General features: G+C 70.3%; 14 protein-coding genes. 9 read left to right on the top strand and 5 right to left on the bottom strand.

What is annotated here, in order from left to right:
• The first annotated feature begins 13 nt into the window (after positions 1–13).
• The 6 genes from IE262_RS04025 (at position 14) to IE262_RS04000 (ending at position 7555) form a co-directional block, all read left to right on the top strand.
• Positions 14–2098, top strand: coding sequence for a 3-hydroxybutyrate oligomer hydrolase family protein (locus IE262_RS04025; RefSeq protein WP_189871280.1), 2085 nt, complete (start codon positions 14–16; stop codon positions 2096–2098).
• A gap of 347 nt (positions 2099–2445) precedes the next feature.
• Entirely contained in the window at positions 2446–3465 is a 1020-nt protein-coding gene (locus IE262_RS04020) for a substrate-binding domain-containing protein (protein ID WP_134030998.1), read from the top strand.
• 204 nt (positions 3466–3669) lie between these two features.
• Positions 3670–6162 (top strand): sensor histidine kinase, encoded by a 2493-nt coding sequence (locus tag IE262_RS04015; RefSeq protein ID WP_189871278.1) that lies wholly within the window; start codon positions 3670–3672, stop codon positions 6160–6162.
• A 14-nt stretch (positions 6163–6176) separates the two neighbouring features.
• Entirely contained in the window at positions 6177–6608 is a 432-nt protein-coding gene (locus tag IE262_RS04010; RefSeq protein WP_134030992.1) for a roadblock/LC7 domain-containing protein, read from the top strand.
• Between the two features lies 1 nt (position 6609).
• Positions 6610–6966, top strand: a complete 357-nt coding sequence (locus tag IE262_RS04005) for a DUF742 domain-containing protein (protein ID WP_134030989.1) — start codon at positions 6610–6612, stop codon at positions 6964–6966.
• Entirely contained in the window at positions 6953–7555 is a 603-nt protein-coding gene (locus IE262_RS04000; protein ID WP_134030986.1) for a GTP-binding protein, read from the top strand. Before IE262_RS04005 ends, IE262_RS04000 begins: the two co-directional genes overlap by 14 nt.
• Positions 7556–7580: 25 nt before the next feature.
• Here the strand turns inward: IE262_RS04000 and IE262_RS03995 are convergent, their stop codons facing one another.
• On the bottom strand, positions 7581–9569 hold the full coding sequence (locus IE262_RS03995; RefSeq protein WP_373304974.1) for a galactose-binding domain-containing protein: 1989 nt from the start codon (positions 9567–9569) through the stop codon (positions 7581–7583).
• A 265-nt stretch (positions 9570–9834) separates the two neighbouring features.
• Between IE262_RS03995 and IE262_RS03990 the strand changes: the two genes are divergently transcribed.
• On the top strand, positions 9835–10581 hold the full coding sequence (locus IE262_RS03990; RefSeq protein ID WP_189871273.1) for a class I SAM-dependent DNA methyltransferase: 747 nt from the start codon (positions 9835–9837) through the stop codon (positions 10579–10581).
• Positions 10582–10665: 84 nt separating this feature from the next.
• Entirely contained in the window at positions 10666–12156 is a 1491-nt protein-coding gene (locus IE262_RS03985; RefSeq protein ID WP_189871271.1) for an alpha/beta hydrolase, read from the top strand.
• Between the two features lie 36 nt (positions 12157–12192).
• Here the strand turns inward: IE262_RS03985 and IE262_RS03980 are convergent, their stop codons facing one another.
• The 4 genes from IE262_RS03980 to IE262_RS03965 all read right to left on the bottom strand — a co-directional run bounded on the left by IE262_RS03980 (position 12193) and on the right by IE262_RS03965 (position 16655).
• Positions 12193–13029: a carbohydrate ABC transporter permease gene (locus IE262_RS03980; RefSeq protein WP_189871269.1), complete on the bottom strand. Its 837-nt coding sequence runs from the start codon at positions 13027–13029 to the stop codon at positions 12193–12195.
• Complete coding sequence (locus tag IE262_RS03975) at positions 13026–14039, bottom strand: carbohydrate ABC transporter permease (RefSeq protein WP_134030971.1); 1014 nt, start codon at positions 14037–14039, stop codon at positions 13026–13028. The genes IE262_RS03980 and IE262_RS03975 overlap by 4 nt, the downstream gene beginning before the upstream one ends.
• A gap of 2 nt (positions 14040–14041) precedes the next feature.
• Positions 14042–15343, bottom strand: coding sequence for an ABC transporter substrate-binding protein (locus tag IE262_RS03970; RefSeq protein ID WP_189871266.1), 1302 nt, complete (start codon positions 15341–15343; stop codon positions 14042–14044).
• Positions 15344–15413: 70 nt separating this feature from the next.
• On the bottom strand, positions 15414–16655 hold the full coding sequence (locus IE262_RS03965) for an aminotransferase class V-fold PLP-dependent enzyme (protein ID WP_189871265.1): 1242 nt from the start codon (positions 16653–16655) through the stop codon (positions 15414–15416).
• Positions 16656–16909: 254 nt separating this feature from the next.
• Between IE262_RS03965 and IE262_RS03960 the strand changes: the two genes are divergently transcribed.
• On the top strand, positions 16910–17611 hold the full coding sequence (locus tag IE262_RS03960; RefSeq protein ID WP_134030960.1) for a FadR/GntR family transcriptional regulator: 702 nt from the start codon (positions 16910–16912) through the stop codon (positions 17609–17611).
• Positions 17612–17722: the final 111 nt, after the last annotated feature.

Below are 17722 nucleotides of genomic sequence, written 5' to 3'. Positions count from 1 at the left end.
GAGGACCCCATCCATGCCCCGCAGACTCCCGCTGCTGCTGGCCTGCGCACTGGCGGTCACCGCCGCCCCGATCGGCCCCGCCGCGGCCGCACCTTCTTCCCAACTCCCGCCGTACGTCACGGAGCTGGCGTCCACCCGGTACGACGGCCGCACCGACGACCTGCTCACCGGCGGCCTCGGCTTCGCAGGACTCCGCGCCACCACACCTCCCGGCTTCGCCGATCCGGACCACCCCACGCCCGCCGAACTGCGCCGCCGCGCCCTGTGGAGCTCCGCCGGACTGGCGGCGGGCGACGGCGGCGGTCTCGGTCGGCTGTACGGGGCGAACGTCGACCGCGGGCGGCCCGTCCCCGGGGACGGCAAGGTCGCGGGCACCGAGTACCGCGCGGTGGCGGGCCGGGGCGCGCGCAGTGTGAGCTTCGTCGTCCAGGTGCCCGACGACTTCGACCGGGCCCGCCCGTGCGTGGTCGCCGCGCCAGCCTCCGGACTGGGCGGTGTCTACACCATGGTGGGCACGGCCGGGGCGTGGGCCCTGCACCGGCGTTGCGCCGTCGCCTACACCGACAAGGGCATGGGGCCCGCCTTCGACGACCTGCACTCCGGGACCGTGATGGCGTACGACGGCACCACCGGGCCCCGGGCGGACCTCGGCGGCCGCGCCGCCTTCGACGCCGGCCTCAGCGCTGAGGAACGGGCACGGTTCGACGCCGAGCGCCCCTACCGGGTGGCGTACAAGATGGCGCACAGCGGTACCGATCCGCAGGCCACCTGGGGCCGCGACGTGCTGCGGTCCGTGGAACTGACGCTCGCCCTGCTGAACCGTGACCATCGACCGGGAGCACCTGCCGCCGGCTACACCCCGGCCACCACCACCGTCCTCGCCACCGGGGTCTCCAACGGCGGCGGCGCCGCGATCGCCGCGGGCGAGGACGACCGGCACGGCCTCGTCGACGCCGTGGTGGCCTCCGAGCCGCAGATGAACCTCGCCCCGCTGAACGGCGTCGAGGTCCGCGAGGGCGACCGGCGGGTACCGGCCGCGGGGCTGCCCCTGCTCCAGTACGGCTCCGTCGCCTCACTGCTCCAGCCGTGCGCGGCCCTCACCGAGCCGGCCGCTCCCGGGTACGGAAACCTGGACCCGGCCGCCGCGCGGCGCCGCTGCGCCGCGCTGGTCGGCGACGACCCCCGCCTGATCACGCGCCGCGACGCCGCCCGAGCGGGCCAGGACGGGCTGCCCCGCCTCGCCCAGGAGGCGCTCGTCCGTATCGGTTTCCCACCGCAATCCTCTTACTTGCAGGCGGCCCACTACGATCCGCAGACGCCCGCCTCGTACGCCATGAGCTTCGCCCGCGCCTCGGTCACCGACTCGCTGTGCGGCTACGGCTGGGCCCGCACCGACTCCTCGGGCCGGCCCGCCCCGTACAGCAGGGCGGAACTCGCCGCCGCGTTCGCCACCAGTGCGGGCCGGGCCCCCGCCCCCGGCGTGCTGATCGACGAGAACTCGCCCGGTGGGCCCGTCGCCGACGCCAAGTCCCTCGGACCGGACGGGACGCACGCGTACAACCTGCGCGGCGAGCGCTGCGTCCTGCGACTGGCCTTCCCGCGTGCGAAGGCCCCCAGCGAGGAGCGGGCGTGGGCGCGCCGGGTCGCCGAAGGACTGGACGCCACCCGCCGCAGCGGCGACCTGCACGGCAAGCCCACGCTGGTCGTCCACGGCCGCGACGACGCCCGCGTCCCCGTCAACCACAGCTCACGCCCCTACCTGGGCCTCAACTCCCGTGCAGAGCGAGGACACGGCACGGTGAGCTATGTGGAGGTCACCCACGCCCACCACGCCGACTCGACCGCACCCGGGTACGACAACCGGTACGTGCCCCTCGGGTTCTACTACCAGCAGGCGCTGGACCTGATGTGGCAACGGCTGCGCGAGGGCACGCCCCTGCCGCCCAGCCAGGTCGTGCGCACCACACCCCGAGGCGGCGAGCCGGGCCGCGCGCCGGCTCTGACGACCGTCAACGTCCCACCCGTCGCGGCCACTCCGGCCACCGGGGACCGGATCCGGGTGAGCGGCGGCACGGTACGGATTCCGGACGGGAAGTGAGGCCGGGGCGTCCGGGGCCGGAGCAGACGGCACATGACACGGGTTCGGAATCAGCCCTGGACGCCACGCCCCGCACGGGCCGGGAGGCGGCCGCGGACACCGTGAGCCGCTCGCGCCTGGAATGTCACAGAAGATGGCAGCGGCACATGCCAGAGGGAACCCCGTGAGGCCAGGGAGCTGGCCGGGCTGTGTCGTCCCCGTTGATGGTCACTTGACTACCAGGCGTCACACACGGTTGGCTCACGGCCAACGAAAGTCTGAAAGCCGACACGCGTCGCTCGGTGCGCGTGTCGGCTTCGGTCTCCCCCTTTCCTCCGCTCGGTCGCACAGCGAGGTGCCACACCCTCATGAACACGTCCCCCACCCCCCACGGTTCCCCCAGACACTCCCGCGCCACGGTCCTGGCGTCCGCCGCGGCCGTCGTCGGCCTCCTCACGGCAGGCTGCTCCGGTTCCGGGGGGCCGGCTTCCGACAGTGCCGACACGGCGGGCAAGGCGGGCACGACCCGGATCAAGGTGGCGATGATCACCCATGGGGCCGAGGGCGACGAATTCTGGGAGCGCGTGAAGAAGGGTGCGGAAGCCGCGGCCGCGAAGGGCAACATCGAGCTGACGTACGCGAGTGACGCCGACCCGGCGGGGCAGGCAGGGCTGGTGCGTGACGCGATCGGCGAGCGGGTCGACGGCATAGCCGTCACCCTCGCCAGGCCGGACGCCATGAAGGCCGCCGTCGCCCAGGCCCGCGCGGCCGGCATACCGGTGGTGGGCCTCAACTCCGGTATCGATGCCTGGCAGTCGCAGGGCCTGCTGGAGTACTTCGGTCAGGACGAGAGCGTCGCCGGCCGCGCCCTCGGCGACAAGCTGGACGACCTGAAGGCCAAGCACGCCCTGTGCGTCGTCCACGAGCGCGGCAACGTCGCCGTGGAGGCCCGCTGCGCCGGAGTGAAGAAGACCTTCAGCGGCCAGACCGAGAACCTCTACGTCGACGGAACCAACATGGACGCCGTGACCTCCGTCATCGCCACGAAGCTCAGGCAGGACTCCGGCATCGACGAAGTCATCCTCAACGGCGCCCAGTTCGCGCTCGCCGCCGTCGACTCGGTGAAGGAGTCCGGCAGCAAGGCGAAGATCGCCACGTTCGACCTGAACAACGACCTCGTGAAGGCCGTGCAGGACGGAAAGGTGCAGTTCGCGGTGGACCAGCAGCCCTATCTGCAGGGCTACCTCGCGGTCGACGCGCTCTGGCTCTACAGGTTCAACGGCAACGTCAGCGGCGGCGGAGAGGCCCCGGTGCTCACCGGTCCCGCCTTCGTCACGAAACAGAATGTCGAGAAGGTCGCGAAGTTCGCGGCGAACGGCACCCGTTGAACCTGCTTCCGTGAGGTAACGGGGGCGCCACGTTTTGGGCCCCTCGCGATGCGTGCGATCACGTGTACGGATAGCATTCTGGCCACCTCCTGTGCGTAACCGGACACGCGGCCACCCGCCGCGCTCTTCTCCCCTGAGCCCCTCCCTCTCCGACCGTTTCTCCCGATCACCCATCCCGATCACGTCAATCGCCCAAGGACGACGATGCCTTCACGGACAGGTGCCCGGCGCCGTCTCGGCTCCATACGTCTCTCGCTGATCCTCCTCGCGCTCATCCCCAGCGTCACCCTCGCGGCCCTGTGGAGCGTGACGACGATTCAGATGTTCTCCGAGGGGCAGCGGCTGCGGGAACAGACCGAGCTGAGCAAGGCGACCGGCGCCATGGGCACCGACGCGACCCTCGCCCTGCAGCGGGAGCGCCGGCTGTCGGCCGCGTGGCTGGCGAACCCCCGGGGCGACCGGACCGCACTCGACGAGCAGCGGGAGGAGACGGACGCGGCGATCGAGAAACTGGTCCGTCAGGCGGACACGATCGACAGCGCCCCCTCCCGCATCAGCGACCGGCTGAACTCCGTCCTCGGTGCGGTGGCCAGCCTGGAGTACTACCGGGACCAGGTGGACAAGCCCGTCGACATCACCCCGCAGCAGACGCTGGACCAGTTCACCTCGATCATCGAGACCCAGATCACCGCCTTCCACGAACTCTCCCAGGTCGACGACGGCGACCTGACCTCCCAGGCCGCCCCGCTCGTCGCGCTGGAACGGGCCGGGGAGATGGTCGCCCAGGAGGACACGCTGCTCACCCTCGCCCGGCCGTCCGGGCACCTGGACGACGCGACACGTCTCCGGTTCTCGGAACTGGTCAGCGCCCGGCGCTGGCTCGTCGAGGACCAGATCGTTCCCTCCCTGAACGGCAGCCTGAAGACCCAGACCGAGCGGATTCTGCAGAGCCCGGGCTGGCAGGCCATGGAGTCCATGGAGGACCAGGTCCTCAGGGCCCGCGCGGCGGGCACCGCCGACAACCGCACGACGGCTCTGCCCGCCGGGGTGCAGAACAGGTGGACCGGCGGGTACGACGCCCTCGCGGGCGAGTACACGAAGCTCATCCAGCAGCAGACCCGCGCTCTGCTGCAACGCAGCGGTGACGACGCGGACGCGCTCCTCCTCAAGGCCCTCGTCCTGAGCGCCGCCGGATTCGTCGCCCTGCTGGTGTGCGCCGTGATGTCCTGGCGCATCACCCGCTCCCTGTCGCGGCGGCTGCGCGGACTGCGCATGGCCACCCTCAGCCTGGCCGAGGAGCGGCTGCCCGACGTCGTCGCGCGCCTCGACCGCGGTGAGAAGGTCGACGTGGAGTCCGCCACCCCGCCGCTCGACTACGGCCGGGACGAACTCGGCCAGGTCGCCCAGGCGTTCAACACCGCGCAGCGCACCGCCGTGCACACCGCGGTGGAACTCGCCGATACCCGACGCGGCTTCCAGAAGGTCATCCTGGGCATCGCCCGGCAAAGCCAGAACCTGGTCAACCTCCAGCTCAGCAAGCTCGACAAGCTGGAACGCGAGCACCAGGACCCGGACGTCCTCCAGGGCCTGTACGAACTCGACTCCACCGCGAGCCAGTTGCGCCGCTATGAGGAGAACCTCGTCATCATCAGCGGTGAGCGGCCCGGCCGCACCTGGATGCGGCCGGTCGCGCTGATCGACATCCTGCGCAGCGCCGTCGGCGAGGTCGCCCAGTACCAGCGCGTGGAGGTGCACACCGAGGAGGAGGTGTCCGTCGCCCCGCCCGCCGTCGCGGACGTCATCCACCTGCTGGCCGAGCTCATCGACAACGCGACCGCGTACTCGCCCGCCCCCAGCCCCGTGAGTGTGCGGGCCGCGATGGTGGCCAGAGGCCTGGCCGTGGAGATCGAGGACCGCGGCCTCGGCCTGTCCGAGGAGGACTACGCCGCGTTCAACGCCCAGTTGGCGGTGGAGCCGCAGTTCGACGTGGTCGCGCTGGCCGACGACCTCCGGCTCGGCATGTTCGTGGTCGCCCGGCTCGCCACCCGGCACGGCATCGCGGTCACGCTGCGCTCCTCACCGTACGGCGGCACCACGGCGATCGTGCTGATCCCGCACGACATCGTGGTGAGCGAGTCCGCCGACGCGCCCGCCAAGGACACCGAGGACACCGCCGCGGCGGCCGAGAACGACCGGCCCACCGGCCCGGTGAAGGCACTGGTGCACGAGGCGGCCGCCGCCGAACGGCCCTCCGCCGACAACCCCGACGACGGCGCGCACGGCCACGAACACGCCCGCGAGCCGCAGCCCGCCGCGGCCCCCGCGCGGACGAACGGCGCCACCCCGGCCGCGGCCACCGCACGGCCCGCGCCCCGCACGCCCACGACCGGGCGGCCCACGTCCCGGCGCGCGGGCCTCGCTCCGCTGCCCCGCCGGGTTCCGCAGACCAGCCTGGCCGCCGAGCTGCGGGAGGACACCTCACCCGTCCAGGACGACGATCCCTTCGACTCCGACGACTTCACCGCGGAGCGCGCGGCCTCCTCACTGGCCGGCTTCCAACGCGGCACCCTCCAGGCCCGTGACGACGGTGCGGAGACCACGTACGACCGGACGGAAGAGACCGCACCCGAGGGCGCCGACGAGAAGGTCTCCGCCTCAGGCACGCCCCTCACCGCCGCTCCGCACGCCGACCGCTGATGAAGGACACAGAAATGACACGCCCCACCCCCGCCACACACAGCCAGCTCGACCAGCTGCTCACCGGACTGGTGGACCGGGTTGCCGAGGTGAACCACGCCGTCGTGCTCTCCGAGGACGGACTCGTCGTCAGCAAGTCCACGGCCTTCGTCCGGGACGACGCCGAGCGGCTCGCGGCCACCGCCTCCGGCCTGATGAGCCTCAGCAAGGGCGTCAGCATGGACTTCCGGGGCGGCCCGGTGCGCCAGTTGCTGATCGAGATGGGCAACTCCTACCTGCTCCTCACCAACGCCGGCCCCGGCGCCAGCCTCGCGGTGCTGACCAGCCAGGGCGCGGACATCGGTGTGGTGGCGTACCAGATGAACATGCTGGTGAAGAAGATCGGCGAGCACCTCAGTGCCGCCCCGCGGGGCGGTGCCGTCGGCGCGGCGGACAGCGGCGAGTGAGGTGAGCGGAGGCGATACGGCCGGTCGGCTGGTCCGGCCATTCACCCTGACCGGCGGCCGGACCCAGCCGGAGCGCGGCGACTTCACCCTCATCACGATGGTGACCGCCGCGCCCCCGCCGCCCGGCGGTGGCGCCCGGCTGCAGCCCGAACACACCCGGATCCTGCGGCTGTGCCGGGAACCGGTGGTGGTGGCGGAGCTCGCCACGCGACTCGACCTGCCGGTGAGCGTGGTCAGCATCCTGCTCTGTGACCTGCTGGCGGCGGAACGGATCGTCGTCCAGCCGCCGCGGGCCGTCTCGCGCACCTTGGACCTGGAACTGCTGCAGAAAGTGAGGCAAGGCCTTGACCGGCTCTGACGCCACCCTCCAGAAGGTCTCGGCACCCGACACGGTCAAGATCCTGATCGCCGGGGGCTTCGGCGTCGGCAAGACGACCATGGTCGGATCGGTCAGCGAGATCGTCCCGCTGCGCACCGAGGAGCCGCTGACCACCGCGGGCCTCGGCATCGACGACCTCAACGGCATCGAGGAGAAGAAGGCCACCACGGTGGCCCTGGACTTCGGCCGCATCACCGTCAGCCAGGACCTGGTGCTGTACCTGTTCGGGACGCCGGGGCAGCAGCGGTTCTGGTTCATGTGGAACGATCTCGCCGTCGGCGCCCTCGGCGCGGTGGTCCTCGTCGACGTGCGCCGGCCGGAGTCCAGCTTCGCCGCCATCGACTTCTTCGAGCGCCGCAAGATCCCGTTCGTCATCGGTGTCAACGGTTTCTACGGTGAGCATCCGTACGAGCCCGAGGAGATCAGGGAGTCCCTCGCGCTGCCGGAGGACGCCCAGGTGCTGCTCTGCGACGCACGCGAGCGCGGATCGTGCCGGGACGTGCTGATCGCCCTGATCGACCAGCTCATCGCCACCACGGCCCGTGGATCGCATCCCTCACCACCGTGACGTGGTCGTCGGTGATCGCCGTTGGTCAGCCGCCGTACACGCCCACCTCACGCAGCGAATAGCCCCAGTCCGTGCCGCGGTCCAGCCCGTGGACGCGCACGTACCGGGCCGGTGTCGCACTGAACCGGGCCGTGTCCAGGCCGCCGTCGCCGGAGGTCGTGGACCACGCCGTCTGCCAGGCCGTGCCGTCAGTGGAGAGCTCGACGCGGTACGACGCCCCGTACGCCCGCTCCCAGTCGAGCGTGACGCGCTGGACCGTCCGCGTGGACCCGAGGTCGACGCGCAGCCACTGGTCGTCGCTCCAGTCGCTGGCCCAGCGGGTGCCGGTGTCGCCGTCCACGGCCCGGCCGGGCGCGTAACTGGTGAACGGGTTGGACTCCGACGAACTGGCCGTCGCCGACCGGCCCTTGGCGAGGTTGACCCCGGCCCGGTGGCTCTCGGACGCGCCCCAGGTGCCGAGGTAGGACTCGGCGCCCCGGAAGAGGTCGTCGACGACGTCCTGCCCGCCGACGAGCCGGATGTCCTCGATCCAGTCCGGCACGAGACCGTAGTGTGCGGCGCCGTCGGCGTTGAGGTCCCAGGTGCGCCGGCCGGTGGTCTGCCGGTCGAGGACGGCACCGCCGTCGACGCTGGTGAAGGGGTACTTCACGGGGTTCGAGGTGCCCGTGCCGCGGGGCGCGGGCCAGCCGCCGACGCCGTTCATGTCGGTGCCGTAGCCGTACCCCACACCGTACTTGTCGCGCAGCGCGTCCGTGCGCTTCGCCTCCGTGCTGAACTTCTCCGAGCCGTTCATGTACTGGGCGACGAAGCCGCCGAGGGAGTAGACCCGCTCGGTCCAGTTGAGGTCCATCCAGCTGTGCGAGGACAGCACGCCCGGGTACTGCTCGGCCTCGAAGATGTCGAGGACCCGGCCGGTTGCCTTGACGCTCATGTGGTCGATTTCGAGCATCATCCCGCGTTGCATCAGGCCGCGCACGGCGTACTCACCGAGACCGGTGAGCCCCCGGACGTTGCACCGGGCGTCCTCGTCGTACTCCGGGACCTCGGTGCCCGGCGGCAGGTCCTCCTCGGCCCCGGACGGGGCACCGCCGATGGGGTTGTCCTTCTGCGGACCGGCGCACTTCTCCGTCTTCCAGAACGTGCCGGTGGACAGGAACTGGCCGACGTTGATCGCCGTGCCGAGTCCGCCCTCGTCGAAGCGGACCCCGCACAGGGCGTTGTCGAACTTGTGGCACAGGAACATGCTGCGGACACCCAGGTCGTACAGTTCGTCCAGCCCGGCGTCGATGTCGTCCTTGTCGCACTGCGCGATGTCGAGGACCTGCTTGCAGCCGAACGGCTCCGAGGTCTCGACGCCGAGGACGACGGCCAGCTTGCCCTGCTCGATGACCTCGCGGGCCTGCGCGCTGTCGGTGACGATCCGGAACCAGCCCTTGCCCGTGCCGCCGTACTGCCTGTCGATGTAGTCCTGCATGGCGTACGTCAGCCTGGCCTGGAGCCGGATGGACGTCATCTCGTCGCAGCCGCGGTCCTTGAAGAAGTAGACCGAGCAGATCACGCCGTTGGTGACGAGGTCGTTGACCAGGATGCGCTGACCGCCGCGCCACGCGCGCTCGATCCACGCGTAGTAGTTCTGCTGGTGGGTCATCGAGTCGTACGCGGGCCAGTCCTCGAACGTCGGCCAGCCGACCGGATCGTGCCTGCCGTCGCCGCCCTTGGTGATGTAGTCGAAGATCGCGAGCGAACCGTCGGGGTAGTGCTCGGGGCAGTCCTTGAGCGCGTCCGCGATGCCCGTCTCGGCGAACGGCCTGCCGCAGATGAGTCGGCCGCCGAACGCCTCATTGGCCATGATGTGGTTGTGCGCGTCGACGAACCCGCGCACCTCGCCCGCGGAGTTCGTGCCCTTGAAGGGCTCACCCGTGACGTTGATCCCGGAGTCCGGCGAGGGCCGTGCGCCCGGCGTCCACCAGTCGGTGCCGGCCGCCGCCGAACTCGGTGCCGGGCCCAGCGTCATGGCGAGCACGACGAGGAGCAGGGACAGCAGCGCGAGGTGCCTGCGTCGGCGGTGGGGGCTCAGGGGGCGCGGGCTCCCGGGGTGCGGGCGGCGAACCGTGGTCATCGGTCACGTCCCTCGGTTGTCATGACTCGCACAAGGAATGTGATGAGAATCGCTACTGGCGGGTACGGAGTCAAGGGTCCGGGACGCTCGACCTGATGGCCGCCCCGGCCGCCGGAAAACCGCGTGCGCGGGCTGCTTTACGGACGCTACGGTCCCCGGCATGACGGAACCGGACGAGGACGGCTACTTCGGAGAAGACATCGCGGCGACGTACGACGAGTCGTCGGCGGACATGTTCCGGCCCGAGGCGGTGGAACCGGTGGTGGACGTGCTCGCCGGGCTCGCCGGCGACGGACGGGCGCTCGAACTGGGCGTCGGCACCGGCCGGATCGCGCTGCCGCTGAGCCGGCGCGGGGTTCCGGTGCACGGCATCGACCTGTCCCGGGCGATGGTGTCCCGGCTGCGCGCCAAGCCGGGCGGCGACGCGATCGATGTCGCGATCGGCGACTTCGCGACGACGCGTGTGCCGGGCGAGTTCGCGGTCGCGTACCTCGTCTTCAACACCATCATGAACCTCACGACGCAGGACGCCCAGGTGGACTGCTTCCGCAACGTGGCCGACCATCTGCGGCCCGGCGGCTGCTTCGTCATCGAGGTGATGGTGCCGGACCTGCGCAGGCTGCCGCCGGGGCAGAACGCCGTGCCGTTCACGGTCAGTTCCACCCGGCTCGGGTTCGACACCTACGACACCGTCACGCAGGCGCTGACCTCCCATCACGTCAAGATCGACGGCGGGCACGCCTCGTACTCGTCCGGGCCGTTCCGGTACGTCTGGCCCGCGGAACTGGACCTGATGGCGCGACTCGCCGGGCTGCGGCTGCGTGACCGGTGGGAGGGGTGGCAGCGCGAGCCGTTCACCAGCGAGAGCCGCCGGCATGTCTCGGTCTGGGAGAAGCCTGTGGAGTAGGGGAACCCTGGGGGGTAAACCCCCGTCGACTGAGGCCGGTTGGCAGGATGTCGGCGACCTGCGGCGCGGGCGAAGCTCGTTCCCATGACGAAGATCAAGCGACCCTCCGCGCTTTTGGCCGCCACCGCCGCTGCCCTGAGCTTCGCCGTGCCCCTCACCTCCGCGACGGCCTCGCCGGCCGCCGCCCCCGAGCCGCCGTCCCTCGACTGGACGCGGTGCGAGGGCACGGGGCTCGATCCGCGGCAGCAGTGCGCGACCGTCGAGGTGCCCATGGACTACGCCGACCCGCAGGGCAAGCAGATCACCGTGGCTTTCTCCCGTATACCGGCCGAGAACCCGGGGAAGCGCCGTGGCGCGCTGTTCCTGATCCCGGGCGGCCCCGGTGGCGGCAGCCTGAACCAGCCCTCGGACAAGGGGCAGAAGCTGCCGCAGGAGGTACGGGACAGCTACGACCTGATCGGCTTCGATCCCCGCGGGTACGGCCGGTCCACGCCGGTCAGCTGCGGTTTCGACCACGCTGACCTCGCCCCGTCGAAGACGCGGCCCTGGCCCGCCCCTGACGGCTCCGTCACCGAGAACATGGCCACCGCACGGCGCATGTCGGACGCCTGCGCACGCAACGGCGGTGAGCTGATCCAGCACATCAGCACCGCCAACGAGGCCCGGGACCTCGACCGCATCCGGGCGGCCCTCGGCGAGCGGAAGATCTCCGCGTGGGGAGTCTCGTACGGGACGTACGTCGGCGCCGTCTACAACGAGTTGTTCCCGCACCGCACCGACCGCGTCGTGCTGGACAGCAACGACGATCCCGACCACACCCGGGTGGCACGCGGTTGGCTCGCCGGCTTCGAGACCGGCGTCGAGGACACCTTCCCCGAGTTCGCCAAGTGGGCGTCGCAGCCGGGCAATCCCGACCGCGTGGCCCGGACCGCCGCCGAGGTACGCCCGCTCTTCCTCCACCTCGCCGCACGCCTCGACCGCGAGCCCATCCCCTGGCCCGGCGCCAACCCGGAGGAGCTCAACGGCAACGTACTGCGCCAGACCATGCTGGACAGCCTCTACGACCCCGACGACTACCCCATACTGGCCCGGATGATCCTGGCCGCCCGGAAGGGCACCGTGCCGCCCGCGCCCCAGACGCCGCCCGACTCCGTCCTTCAGAATGGCTTGTCCTCCGGAGCGGCCATCTGCAACGACATCGCCTGGCCCAGGTCGGCGGCCGTGTACGAGAAGGGGGTCGCCGAGAGCCGCGCCACGTACCCGCTGACGGCGGGCCTGCCGAGGAACGCCATGCTCTGCGCCGCCTGGCCATGGGCGCCGAAGGAGCCCGCCGCACGGATCACCGACCGTGGCCCTTCCACCGTCCTCCTCGTCCAGAACCGGCGCGATGTGGCCACCCCGCTCAGTGGCGCCCTCAAGCTCCGCGAGGCCCTCGGCCGGCGCGCCGTCATGGTGACCGTGAACTCCACCGGCCACGGCGCCTACCTCGACAGCGGCAACGCCTGCGGCGACCGGACGGTGTCCCACTTCCTGGCGACGGGGGAGCGCCCGGCCAGGGACGTCACCTGCGACTAGAGCGCGCTCTGTCCGTACCCTCTCTCCTCTCTCCGTTCAGCCCTTGACCGCACCGGAGGTGAGGCCCTGGACGATGTGGCGGCTGGCGAATGCGAACAGGACCATCGTGGGCAGGATGGTGAGCACGGCCGCCGCGGACATCGAGCCCCAGTCGATGTTGAAGCTGGAGATGAACCCGTTCAGGGCCGTGGGGACCGTCTTGTTGGCGTCGCTGTTCATCAGCGTCACCGAAAGGAACAGCTCGTTCCAGCAGTTGACGAAGTTGAAGATGAACGCGGCCACGATCCCGGGCCGCATCACCGGCAGCAGCACCCGGAACAGTGCCCCGAACCGGGACAGTCCGTCGATCATGGCGGCCTCCTCCAGCGCGTCCGGGATGTTCTCGAAGAAACCGCGGAGCATCACCGTGCAGAACGGGATGCACACGGCGATGTAGACGAGGACGAGCCCGAGACGGTTGTCGACCAGCCTGAGGTCGGTCATCAGCAGATACAGCGGCCCGAGCGCGATGAAGGTGGGGATCATCTGGGTGACCAGCGCCGCCATCAGCAGGGCGGACTTGGTGCGGAACTCGAACCGCGCCAGCACGTACGCCGACAGCATCGAGATCGCGGTGGCCACCACACCCGCGACGGTCGCGACGACGAGGCTGTTGGTGAGGTAGGTCCCGAAGTCGGCCGTGCCGAACAGGCCGCTGTAGTTCTCCAGCGAGAAGTGCTCGGGCCAGTAGGCGATCGGGAACGCGAAGATGTCGCCCGGCGCCTTGAGGGACGTGACCGTGATCCAGTAGAGGGGGAACACGGTGAAGACCAGCCACAGCCCGAGGAAGGTGAACTTGACGGCCCGTCCGATCGCGCTCTCCTTGCCGATCACGGCTTCACCTCTCGCTTCTCTCGCGTGGCCAGTAGGAAGAACGTCGCGAACAGCAGCAGCCCCGCCACCACGAGGAGGCCCAGTGCGGAGGCCCTGCCGTAGTCGCCCTGCTGGGTGATCTTGATCATCCAGGTGGTCACGATGTGCGTCTCGTTGTTGGGGCCGCCGCCCGTCATCCCGAAGATCAGGTCGGGGAAGTTGAAGATCCAGATGACCCGCAGCAGCACGGTGAGCGCCAGCGTGGTGCGGATGTACGGAATGGTGATCCGGAAGAGTGTGCGAACCTTGCCCGCGCCGTCCAGGGCGGCCGCCTCGTACAACTCGTCCGGGATCGACTGCAACGCGGCCAGGATCATGATCGCGAAGAAGGTGACGCCGTACCAGACGTTGGCGACCAGCACGGCGGCCATCGCCGTGTCCGGATCGGCCAGCCAGGCGATCGGCTCGTCTATCAGGCCGGCCTTCTGCAGCAGGTCGTTGACGACGCCGAACTCACTGTTGAACATCCAGCGGAACAGGATTCCGATGAGGAACCCGGAGATCGCCCAGGGAAAGAAGATCAGCGCCTGGTAGATGCCGCGGAAGCGGAAGCGACGGCGCAGCCACAGGGCGAGCGCGAAGCCGATCACCAACTGGGGGACGATCGAACCGACCACCCAGAGCGCGGTGTTGGCCAGCACGGTGCCCCAGGCCGGGTCGGCGAAGACATCGCGGAAGTTCCTCAGGCCCACCCAGGAGGTGTCGGTGAGATCCGTCAGCTTCCAGTTGCGGAAGGCCATCTGGCTTCCCGCGATCACCGGGTAGTACGTGAAGACGGCGACGAAGACCGCGGCCGGCGCCATGAAGGCGGCGATGAGCAGGCCCCGGCGGGTGGTGAACTCCCGTTTGCGGCGCCCCGGTCGAGCGCCGGGGGCGGGCGCGGCACCTGACGTGCGGGAGGTGCGTCCCGCCCCCGGGGGTGTCGCGCGCGTCGTCTTTGTCGTGTTCGTCGTCGGGGACGCGCCGGCCATGCCTACTTCTCCCGCTGCCACTTCTCGGTCCAGTACGCGTCCCAGGCGGCCAGCAGCTCCTTGGGAGTTATCTTGCCGAGGATCATCTTCTGCACGTCGGCATCGGACTTCTGCTGCCACTCGGTCCACCAGTCGACGCCCCGCGGCTGGGTGACGACCTGGTACTTCTCCGGGTTCTCCGTCATGGTGACGTAGCTCGACCAGGGGCCGGTCCGGTAGAACGGGTCCTCGGTGGCCGACTTGAGGATCGGCACCAGACTGTTCTTCTTGGTGAAGGCCGTCGACGCCTCGCCCTCGGAGAGGAACTCGACCAGCTTGACCGCCTCGGCCTTGTGCTTGCTGCCCTCCGCCACGCCCCACCCGGCGGTGGCCAGCGGCTGGACGGTCCTGCCGCTGGGACCGGCGATCAGCGGGGCGGTGGCCCACTGGTCCTTCGAGACCGACTTGGACTGCGAGACCGTGGCGATCACTTCGGGGTCCTGCAACAGGAAGGCCGTGGAACCGTTGGTGAAGCCCTCGACCATCTCCGGGTAACCCCAGGAGACCGACGACTTGGGGGACGCCTCCTTGAAGAGCTTGAGGTACGTCTCCATGGCGTCCTGGGCCTCGGGCGCGGAGAAGATGGTCTTGCCGTCGGTGAGTTTGAAGCCGTTGGCGGCGTCGATCCTGTCGGCGACGTACGCCTCGATGATCGCGGTGGCGTTGCTGTTGGCGTTGGCCCCACCGCGGAAGGCGTAGCCGTACCGGCGCTTCGCCGGGTCGTGGATGGCGGTGGCCTGCTCCAGGAGCTCGTCCCAGGTGGCCGGCGGCTTGCTGAAACCGGCGTCCTTGATCAGGTCGGTGCGGTAGAAGAGGCTCAGCCCGTAGAAGCCGTAGGGCACGAAGTAGGTGCGGCCCTTGGCGTCCTTGGAGGCCTTGACGGCGTTCTCCGTCATCGCCTGCCAGCCCTGCCAGCCGTCGAGGTCCTTCTTCATGTCGTAGAGCCAGCCGTTGTTGGACCACGGCCCCACGGTGATGTCGCGCACCTCAAGGGTGTCCACACCGCTGCCGGACTGGAGCATCTGCTGGATCTTCTGGTCGGCCTGCTCGGTGGGCGGCGAGACCAGATTGACCTTGATCTTCGGGTTCTGCTTCTGGAAATCGGCTATGAGGCCCTTGAGCAGGTCGGTGCGGGCGGGGTTCGTCAGGCTCTCGACCATGTTCAGGGTGACTGTTCCGTCCGCGCCGGGACTCATGGTGGAACAGCCGGTCAGGACCATCACGGCGGCGGTACCGAGGGCGAGGGCTGCCGTCCTTCTTCTCATCGTGCTGACCTTCCGTGGATGGGGAAGTCCGTGGACAGGGAAAGGGGGAGTGGGGGAGTGACGACAGGACCTACGGCGTGTCGTGCTGCTCGCGGGCCGCGCGGGCCCACTCGCCGAGGACGGGGACGCATGCCTCGGCGAAGTACTCGTAGTCGGCGGGGGTGTTGTAGACGTGCGCGGACAGCCGCAGATAACCGATGCCGTCGAAGCTGGTGAAGGCCGCCTCGACAGCCAGCTCCTCGGCCACCCGGTCGCGCAGTGCGTCGGCCTCGACGCGGGTCGCGCCCAGACCCGCGGGCAGCCGCACCAGCCGCATGCCGGGCACGGGCATACCGACGCCGACGGGGCCGCTCGCCCTGGTCAGCTCGGCGAACGCGGCGCCGATGACCTGCTCGCCGTAGTCGGCCAGATCGTCCATGTAGCGGCGAGCGGTGTCCCAGCCCCAGGTGCGCCCGATGAAGTCGAGTGCCGTGGGCGCCGCCAGATAGGAGGTGGCGTCCAGCGTGCCCTGCTGGTCGAAGCGGTCGGGGTACGGATCGGGGGCGCCCCACGAGTCGATCAGCGGGTAGAGCTGCTCCCGCAGAGGGCCCCCGGCGACCAGCGTCGCGGTGCCGCGCGGTGTGCAGCCCCATTTGTGGAGGTTGCCGACCCAGAAGTCGGCCGTCACACCGGCGAGCGGCGCGGCGATCAGACCGGGGGCGTGGGCGCCGTCCACGAGGAACGGGATGTCACGCCGCCGCAGCTCCGCGCCGATCAGGTCCACCGGCATGCGGCGTGCCGTCGCCGAGGTGATCTGGTCGACGACGACCAGGTCGGTGGCCTCGCTCACCTCGGCGACCACAGCCTCGTACGCCTGCTGCGCGTCCGCGTCCAGCGGCACCCGGGCCGTGCGGACGCGGCCGCCCCAGCGCCGGGCCAGCCGCTCGGCGCCCATGGTCACGGCGCCGTAGCCATGGTCGGTGACGACGATCTCCCCGCCCCGGCGGCGGCTGAGGGAGGCGTACACGACGCTGGCGCCGGCACTGGCGTTCGGCACCAGCGCGAGATCGTCCGGGGCGACCCGCAGGAAGGCCGCGAGGTCGACCCGGGTGGCGGCCAGCCGTTGCGGCAGCGCCGGGAACCACACCACGGGGGAGCGCTCCATCTCCGAGCGCAACTCGTTCTGCCGCTCCTGTGCCACCAGGGGCACCGCTCCGAACGAACCGTGGTTCAGGTGCCGCAGGGCGGGATCCAACGACCATGCCCCGGCCGCCGGCCGGCCGTCGGCCAGCAGGAGAGGGCTGGGCGCGGTGGTGACCTCTGTCTCGCTCACAGGAATCCACTTCTGCGGGACGTGGCGCCCTGGCCGGAATCGAGTCGTCGAATCATCGGGACATCGGATCCGTACCAGGACACGTATGATGACTGGGAATGTTGGCACGCCGTTTTCAGCCATACAAGAGGTTGGGAAGCAAAGTCATCAGACGACTCACGGTCGATACATGGCAGACATCTGATGACTCGGCCTCGATACAGTGCACCGCGAGGGTCCTGGCCGTGCCGCCGGACCGTCAGGGGAGGAGATCGATGTCCGCGGTCGACAAGGCGTTTCACGGTCTACGGCACATGATCGCCACGGGGCGCCTCGGCGCGGGCGAGCGCATTCCGCCCGAAGGGGAGCTCTGCGAGGAACTGGGCGTCTCGCGCGGGTCGTTGCGTGAGGCCGTGCGGATGCTCGCCGCGCTGGGCGTGATCGAGCCGAGGCACGGCTCCGGCACCTACGTCTCCCAGCTCAGACCGGAGGACGTGATCGGCAGCCTGTCGCTGACCCTGGAACTCCTGCCGCTGACCGGGCTGTTGGAGGTCTACGAGATCCGGCGTGTGCTGGAGGCCCATGTCGCTGCCCAGGCCGCGGCACGCTGCACTCCGGAGGCGGTGGGGACGCTCTTCGCGCTCATCGAGGCCATGGAGGCCACCGACGACCCCGCCAAGGCCTCCGAGCTCGACCACCGGTTCCACCTGGAGATCGCCCGGATCGGCGGCAATCCCACCCTGGCCTCCCTGCTGTCGGTCTTCCGCGCCCGTTCCCGCAAGTACCAGGTCTTCACCCTCCCCGAAGGCCCGGAGCTGCGCCGCAAGAGCGACGAGGACCACCGGGTGCTGGCCACCGCCATAGCGGACCACGACCCCGTCGCCGCCGCGGGCGCCGCGCAGGCCCATGTCGCCCAGACCGAGCGGTGGCTGCGTGCCTTCATGCCGCCCGTGGAGGAGGACGACAGTACGGGCTGACGGTGGGGGCGCGTGGTGACTGCCGGTGTCCATGAGCCCGGTACGGACCTTTGGCTTCATCTGCTCTTGACCCCTGCGCGGCGCACCTCCTACCGTCCCGGTGACTGACGC

This window comes from Streptomyces bluensis (assembly GCF_014650715.1).
In the GTDB taxonomy this organism is placed as follows: Bacteria; Actinomycetota; Actinomycetes; order Streptomycetales; family Streptomycetaceae; genus Streptomyces; species Streptomyces bluensis.
Note: the sequence above shows the minus strand (reverse complement) of the source record. Positions and strands in the feature narration are given on the sequence as shown.

What these genes read in the sequence shown, in the direction of transcription:
- IE262_RS04025 (WP_189871280.1), top strand. Translation starts at nt 14, where the DNA reads ATGCCCCGCAGACTCCCGCTGCTGCTGGCCTGCGCACTGGCGGTCACC.
- IE262_RS04020 (WP_134030998.1), top strand. Translation starts at nt 2,446, where the DNA reads ATGAACACGTCCCCCACCCCCCACGGTTCCCCCAGACACTCCCGCGCC.
- IE262_RS04015 (WP_189871278.1), top strand. Translation starts at nt 3,670, where the DNA reads ATGCCTTCACGGACAGGTGCCCGGCGCCGTCTCGGCTCCATACGTCTC.
- IE262_RS04010 (WP_134030992.1), top strand. Translation starts at nt 6,177, where the DNA reads ATGACACGCCCCACCCCCGCCACACACAGCCAGCTCGACCAGCTGCTC.
- IE262_RS03995 (WP_373304974.1), bottom strand. Translation starts at nt 9,569, where the DNA reads ATGACGCTGGGCCCGGCACCGAGTTCGGCGGCGGCCGGCACCGACTGG.
- IE262_RS03990 (WP_189871273.1), top strand. Translation starts at nt 9,835, where the DNA reads ATGACGGAACCGGACGAGGACGGCTACTTCGGAGAAGACATCGCGGCG.
- IE262_RS03985 (WP_189871271.1), top strand. Translation starts at nt 10,666, where the DNA reads ATGACGAAGATCAAGCGACCCTCCGCGCTTTTGGCCGCCACCGCCGCT.
- IE262_RS03975 (WP_134030971.1), bottom strand. Translation starts at nt 14,039, where the DNA reads ATGGCCGGCGCGTCCCCGACGACGAACACGACAAAGACGACGCGCGCG.
- IE262_RS03970 (WP_189871266.1), bottom strand. Translation starts at nt 15,343, where the DNA reads ATGAGAAGAAGGACGGCAGCCCTCGCCCTCGGTACCGCCGCCGTGATG.
- IE262_RS03960 (WP_134030960.1), top strand. Translation starts at nt 16,910, where the DNA reads ATGTCCGCGGTCGACAAGGCGTTTCACGGTCTACGGCACATGATCGCC.